Raw genomic sequence first — 6,439 nt, 5'->3', positions numbered from 1 at the left:
CAACCGGAGGTCTGTATGATGAAAATACAGGTTATTCAATTGATGCAACCAGTGGTACAGGGGTTGCACCACATAGATTGTTAACATATGACGAATTTCTTTATATAGAAGCTGAATTGATTCTCGAAGGTTTGATAGCAGGTTCTGCTAAAGATAAACTTGAAGAAGCTATGGAAGCCAGCTTCAGGCAGGTTGATGAAGTGGTTGCTGGTACTGGGACTACTCAGGAAGTTCCTGTTTTGACTGGTAGTGAAGAAGTTGCGAACTATATAGGTGCTGTTTTGGCCAGTTTCGAAGGAGCTTCAGCTGAAAGGCAATTGGAGGTCATTATTACACAAAAGTGGGTGTCAACTTTTGGAGATCCAGTAGATCAATATGCTGATTTGAGAAGAACAGGATATCCCAGAATTCCCAATCCTAATGCATCGGGTAACGAATATCAATTGGATATGGGTGATTTTCCTTTAAATCCAAACTTTACGGTTCAAAATAATGAATTCCCAAAGTCTCTTTTCTGGCCTCAGAATGAATTGAACTTAAATCAAAATGCTCCTGCTCAAAAGACTCCTGCTAACTACACTATTTTTTGGGATAACTAATATTAAAAATATGATTATGAAAAATATAAGATTTATATTAACAACTTTGTTTCTTGCTGCCTTTACAGTATCTTGTGATACTGACGGTGGGGAATCGGAACTTGATCTAAGGGTTGGGGCTGTTTCGGATATTACTCAAAATCCTGAACTCCCAACCATCCTGAACCTTATTGACCTTCAGGAAGGGCAGGATATTACTTTTGGCTTTACAGTAGATGTAGCCCAGGGGAATGTAACATCTGCAGATGTTGTTGGACTTTACCAAACAGCAAGCGGAGAAATATATGGTCCTGTTACGCTGCAGGCGGGGATAACACAATTCCCTACTGAACTTACTCTATCTACTTCAGACGTGGTTAATGCATTTTCAGAATTAAACAGTCTTGATGATTTTCAATTAGCAGATAATTTAATTATTACTACTAAATTGTATCTTCAGGATGGTACTGAAATTGAATTATGGGATGAAAATGGCCGTCTTTATGGCTCTGATATTCTTTCCTCTACAATTTATAATGTTGATGCTTTCTATCCAGTAGGATGCCCATTGAACGGTAGTTTTGCAGGAGATTATCAGGTTACCATAACTGGTGCAGGCCCATTTGGAGCTTTTGCGGAAAGTGGGGTTTATAATTTACAAGAGACTTCTCAAACCCAAAGAACTATTGCTCTTTCATACTTACCAGGAGCAGGTGGATTTGGACAAAGTGCTGTATTAGAATTTGTTTGTGGAACCGTATCTGTACCAGTTATTGCTTCTGGTATAGGTTGTGGTACGGGATCAATTTCATATGGTTCTACAGATGATGGAGTGGAGATAGACCCGGCAGACGATTCCAGTTTCACCTTAACTATTACAGACTTTATTACAGATGGAGGCTGTGGAGGAGCAGCTTACCCTGTTACTTTGGAATTCGAGAAAATCTAAATCGAAAGAATACCTTTTATTTGAAAATAAGCTGCCTCCATAATTGGGGGCAGTTTTTTATTTTAATCTCTATTGGGTTTAATTCCCCGAGGCTTGCCTCGTTTATTATTACTATTTTGTGACTCGATGTCACAAAATAGTAAATTCATACACAAGAGCCATAACGTAACGGTGCTTCTTTACCATTTGGTGAGCAGTGCTAAATATCGAAGGGTTGTTATTTCTGATTCGGTCGACCGAGTTTTGGTCGCGACATGTTCGGAGATTGAAAAAAGATATGAAGTTTGTTTTCTAGAAGTGGGAACGGACAAGAACCATGTTCATTTTTTGATTCAAAGTGTTCCTTCATATAGCGTAACAAAAATTGTTACGATGGTAAAAAGTATCTTAGCTAGGGAAGTTTTTAGGCAATGTCCAGAAGTGAAAAAGCAGCTTTGGGGTGGAGAATTTTGGGGAAAGGGTTACTTTGTGAACACCGTCGGTCAGCATGGAACCGAGAATGTCATTGCCAAATATGTCAAGGAGCAGGGAATAGAAAAAGAGTACAAAGTGTTGAAAAAAGATTATCAGTTGAAATTATTTTAATGCCTCGTGGGCTTGCCCCGAGGATTATTTACTAACAGGGCTTATTTAGTATATTATTCTAATGAGGTTTTTTACTTTCTATATTAAAGGAAGCCTCGTATAAACAAAGTCTATAATCGTAATAAAGAGAATGCTACAAAGAAAAGAGTTTCAATTTTTTTTTATTGGGGTGCATTTCATTTTAATACTTTGAGAAGTAAAATATTGAGGTCGCCTGAACGAGTCATATTTGTTAAACAATATTAAGATACTAAATTTATCAAATATGTTCAAAACAAACCTATTGGTAATAAAGACTCTAAAATTGCAAGGGCTATTTTAAAAGAGGTGCATTTTTTAAAAAAGAACACATCCACTCTGGCAACAGGACTGCCTTATATTTTGCCTTTACAAATGTAAAGTTAGGGTTTTATTCTATAATAGATTACTTAGAAGAAGAGCCAACACAGATTTGGGCACCGTTTATCTCACTCGCCCCAACAAACAATTATCCTAATTTAAAAAATTTTACATTGCGGATTGGATCAAGTAGAATTAATATTATTAACCCTGTCCTACAGATTAAAGGGAAAAGTAGCAAATGAATTTCCGCTTCATTTTCTTGATTTGTGGTTATAGATAACAAACTTCAATTAATGAATTTTTTTAAACATCAACACAGAAAATGCAAACCAGTATTTTCCGATTATATATTGCGAGGGTTCTTAAATATTATTCTATTTTTACGTTAAACGGATTTATGAAGGTTTTTTTCTTTCTTACAATTAATCTCTTTCCTCTATTAATGTTTTCACAGGAAAGGCCTAGGCCAGTCTCACCTATAGGTGGGGACCGGCTCGAACAGCAGGATGTCCTTCAAAAACCTCCTATTACCGCTTATAAAATAATTTCTCCGGCGGGTGATACAACTTATGTAGACACCACATTAACTATTCAAAAATATTACAAATTCAATTACTTAAGAAAGGATAATTTTGAATTGGTTCCGTTTTCCAATGTAGGGCAAACTTATAATTCCCTGGCTTATAATTTAAAAGGGGAAGATTTGATCCCGGAATTTGGCGCCAGGGCCAGGCACTTCAATTTTATGGAAGCTGAAGATATCAACTATTATGAAGTCCCGACTCCCTTAACCGAGGCTTATTTTAAAACAGTTCCGGAACAAGGGCAAACCCTGGACGCCTTTTTTACAATTAATACTTCACCCAGGTTAAATTTTTCTTTGGCATACAAAGGATTGAGGTCGTTGGGGAATTATCAACATCAATTAACAAGTACGGGTAACTTTAGGGCAACTTTAAGTTATAATACCCTTGATGAAAGGTACAGGTTAAAAACGCATTTTGTTTCTCAGGATCTCTTAAATGAGGAAAACGGTGGGCTAAATGACTTGGCACTGCAGCAATATATAAGTAAGGAGGTAGAATTTGAGGACAGGTCGCTTTTGGAAATGAAGTTTGAAAATGCCGAAAATGTGCTTTTTGGAAAACGTTTTTATCTTGATCAGGAATACGACCTGGTTAAAGGAGAAGATAACAAGATTACCTTGCAGTATCTTTTGGATTTTAGCGATCAAAAATATATTTTTCGACAGGCCTCTGCTTCTCAATTTTTTGGTGAATCTTTCCGAAACGCGAATTTGAGGGATCAGGTTAAATCCAGGCATATTAAAAATATTGCTGCGGTTACGTATGAAAATTCAACTTTGGGAAGATTGACCGCGAAGGCTGGAATGTCCTATTATAATTACGGCTATAATTCCATCCTGATACTTGATGAAAATGAGGTCATCACGAACCGGCTGGTAGGAGAAAATTATTCGGTAGGAGCCGCGTATGCTAATAATTTTGGCGCATTTAGAATTTATGGTGATGGTATGGTGAATCTCGTGGGAGATTTTAGTGGTCATTACCTCACCGCCGGTGCAGGCTACACCTTAAATGAGAACAATTCATTAATAGCCGAGATCAACAGCAACGAAAGAGCGCCAAACTTTAATTTTTTGCTTAATCAAAGCGATTACTTTGATTATAACTGGCAAACCAATTTCGAAAATCAAAGCCTTAGAAGTTTAAATCTTAAACTGGATTCAAAAAACCTTTTGGACCTGGATGTGGCTATTTCCCAAATAGATCAATATGCTTATTTTTCCAGAAATGAAGAAGGCCCTGTAAAACCATTGCAGTTTGACGCTACGGTTAATTATATAAAACTCAAAGCGGGTAGGGAATTTAGCTACGGAAAATTTTCCCTGGATAATAGGCTCATGTATCAAACGGTGACTTCCGGAGACGAAGTATTTAACGTTCCTGCTTTTGTAACAAGGAATTCCCTTTATTTTAGTGATGATTTGTTCCGAAATGCCCTCTTTTTACAAACCGGATTTACCCTGAAGTATTTCACGCCATATGAAATGAACGGGTATGATCCTGTTTTGGCAGAATTTTATGTTCAAAACGAGCAGGAACTAGGCGGCTTTCCCGTAGTCGATTTCTTTTTAAATGCGAAGATCCGGCAAACGCGTATATTTTTCAAGTTGGAACATGTGAATTCTCTTATCAACGGGAACAATAATTTTGTTGCCCCGGAGTATCCCCACCGTGATTTTCTTATTCGTTTTGGTTTGGTCTGGAATTTCTTCCTATAAGTTGATCAAAGCTAAGTTAGAAGTTTAAAGAGGACCAAGAGACATTCCCCCTTTTTTGTTATTCACTGCATTCAGAATGAAATGCCGTTGCGTTTTTGTTATTCTGAACGGGCCATTCACCTTTTTGTCATCCTGAGCGAGTCCGCCCCCTTTTTTTGTCATTCTGAACGAGCTTTTGAGCGAGGAAGAATCCCTGCTGTGAGTGTGCCTTTAGGAGTAATACGAATAGGCAAAAGAGTTTTAAACATGATTTGCCCATTGAGTACGTGTCATTCTTGACTGCATTCAGAATGACATGCCGGGGTGTTTTTGTTATTCTGAACGAGCCATTCCCCTTTTTGTCATCCTGAACGAGCCCGCCCCCTTTTTTTTTGTCATTCTGAACGAGCTTTTGGGCGAGGAAGAATCCCTACGGTGTGGGTGAAGGTGTAAGCAGTGAAACGAGTAGGCAAAAGAGTTAGAAACATGATTTACCTATTTCCTGATTTCTTTGTCCTTTATTTTTACTAGTTGCGGACTATCAGTAAAAGAATGATTGAAGGTTGTTTTAACTGTCAGAGAATTGAGAAAATAAAAAAAAACATCCATTTCCGGCAGTTTTAACTGCCGGAAACAATTTGAATTTGAAATTGGCTTTAGCCACATTTTTTACATATTCAGGAGTGATAAAAACAATGGGGCTAAAGCCCTACTTTACATACTTCCTGAACCCCTGGCTAAAGCCAGGGGCAATGGGCAAAATATTTTTTACGTGATGCATTCTCAACAGCCTAAAATATTTCATCTAAATGCAGATTTAAATGAAATAAATTTAGATAAAGTTAAAAGAACAGAGTATCAGTAATGTAACATAATTTTTTTGTCACCCTGTCCCGATCACTATCAGGATGTTTCAGGATTGCACTCAAGAATACGTTGGTTTTCAGCCTTAATAAGTAATACGAGTAGTCAAAAGAGTTTTAAACATGATTTGCCCATTGAGTATGCGGGATTTTTCACTGCGTTCAGAATGACATGCCGGGGTGTTTTTTTTCATTCTGAATGAGCTTTTTCACTCTCAAAACCGGTTTATCCTTAGTATGCTGCTATTTTTTTTGTAAGATAACTTCCATAGTACCAAATCGTTAAGAATATCTCAAAAAAAATACAAAAAAAAGCTTGTCAAAAAGAAATAAAGCGGTGTATATTTGCACCCGCTTAGCAGGGATATCGAAGGGTGCATTTGTTAAGAGAAGTTCATTGAGTGTTGGGATTGCAGTTGAGGCAGGATGGTTTTCATTCTGGTTTAAGGCTAAAAAAAACTTCAAAATAAGTTTGTTGTTTGTCTAAAAAGCGTTGTATATTTGCAGCCGCTTTGGAATTAAGGCGACGTTCATAAGGAGGTTGATTTGATTGCTGTTTTTGGTTTGGATTTCGGGAGAAAAAGGGATCGAAAAAAAACTTAAAAATAAGTTTGGTGGTTAAAGAAAAAGCGTTGTATATTTGCAGCCGCTTACAGAGCAAGCACGTTCACACACACATACTGACAAGAAATCCCGGGTTGGGTACAAATTAGAAGAGGTTCGAGTCCTTTTATTTCAACAAGTACACCGTTATATTTTCCTTTTGGAAAATGCCTGGAAAGGCAGATGGTAAAACGTTCATTGATATATTGAATTGACAGCGCGTTTCAACTCATTC

Annotated in this window: 5 protein-coding genes; 4 read left to right on the top strand and 1 reads right to left on the bottom strand. The window is 37.3% G+C overall.

Annotated features, from left to right (window positions below; translation table 11 throughout):
- The 4 genes from GILLI_RS08110 to GILLI_RS08095 form a co-directional block, all read left to right on the top strand.
- On the top strand, positions 1-599 hold a 599-nt coding region (locus tag GILLI_RS08110), incomplete at its 5' end, for a SusD/RagB family nutrient-binding outer membrane lipoprotein (protein ID WP_006988611.1).
- A 16-nt stretch (positions 600-615) separates the two neighbouring features.
- Positions 616-1,527 carry a hypothetical protein gene (locus GILLI_RS08105; RefSeq protein ID WP_006988610.1) on the top strand — a complete coding sequence of 304 codons (912 nt, stop codon included), beginning with the start codon at positions 616-618 and terminating at the stop codon, positions 1,525-1,527.
- A gap of 126 nt (positions 1,528-1,653) precedes the next feature.
- Positions 1,654-2,112, top strand: coding sequence for an IS200/IS605 family transposase (gene tnpA / locus GILLI_RS08100; RefSeq protein WP_006987222.1), 459 nt, complete (start codon positions 1,654-1,656; stop codon positions 2,110-2,112).
- Between the two features lie 784 nt (positions 2,113-2,896).
- Positions 2,897-4,759: a putative porin gene (locus tag GILLI_RS08095; RefSeq protein ID WP_245545614.1), complete on the top strand. Its 1,863-nt coding sequence runs from the start codon at positions 2,897-2,899 to the stop codon at positions 4,757-4,759.
- A 24-nt stretch (positions 4,760-4,783) separates the two neighbouring features.
- On the opposite strand, the gene GILLI_RS18370 is transcribed toward GILLI_RS08095, so the two are convergent.
- Positions 4,784-4,921 (bottom strand): hypothetical protein, encoded by a 138-nt coding sequence (locus GILLI_RS18370; RefSeq protein WP_156798654.1) that lies wholly within the window; start codon positions 4,919-4,921, stop codon positions 4,784-4,786.
- Between the last annotated feature and the right edge of the window lie 1,518 nt (positions 4,922-6,439).

It is taken from the genome of Gillisia limnaea DSM 15749, assembly GCF_000243235.1.
GTDB lineage: Bacteria > Bacteroidota > Bacteroidia > Flavobacteriales > Flavobacteriaceae > Gillisia > Gillisia limnaea.
The sequence above is the reverse complement of the archived record's forward strand: the minus strand, read 5'-3'. Positions and strand labels throughout refer to the sequence as shown.